The 641-nt window shown below is 65.7% G+C and carries 1 protein-coding gene; it reads left to right on the forward strand.

Translation table 11 applies throughout. The features are described from left to right. Positions 1-641, forward strand: a 641-nt coding sequence (locus tag A5766_RS07300; protein WP_156527404.1) for a DUF222 domain-containing protein, incomplete at both ends; no start/stop codon positions are given.

Raw genomic sequence — 641 nt, forward strand, 5'->3', positions numbered from 1 at the left:
CACGGTTTGGGGTTCCGCGATATTCGCAACTTCATGGGGCAGCGTCTGCATATCGGTGATCCCGCAGCTAGGTATCGGGTGATCGCGGCGACCGGTTCATTCACCACCATCTGCGGCGACCGCCTCCCGCCCTCCTGTCCGACGTTGGCCGGCTACGTCGTGGAAGGACGCGTCGCCGGCGCACACGTCCGCGCGGTACTCGAGGTGTTGGAGGCCATCCCCGGTGAGGTGTCCGCCGAGACGAAAGCTGCCGCCGAAGCACAGATGGCCGGCTACGCGGTCCAGTTCACGCCCGCCGAAATCACCAACCTCGGTTCACGATTGTTGGCGCATCTCGATCCGGATGGGACACTCACCAACCCGAAAGACCGCAAACGGCGACGCCGCTTGTGGGTGAACCGGCAAAACGCGCAGTTGATGTCGCGGTTGACTGCTGATTTGGATCCGATCGCCCGAGCCCGGCTGGACACCGTGCTCGACTCGTGGGCCAAACCCGGCATGAACAACCCCGACGACCCCGAGTCGCCTGTCGGTCCGATCACCACCGCGAATGCGGAGCAGGTCGCGGCGGCGGCGCTGCGGGATCAACGCTCACCCGCCCAACGCAACCACGACGCCTTCTCCGCCCTCCTCGGGCAGGT

The organism is Gordonia sp. 852002-51296_SCH5728562-b, from assembly GCF_001665475.1.
GTDB classification, from domain to species: Bacteria; Actinomycetota; Actinomycetes; order Mycobacteriales; family Mycobacteriaceae; genus Gordonia; species Gordonia sputi.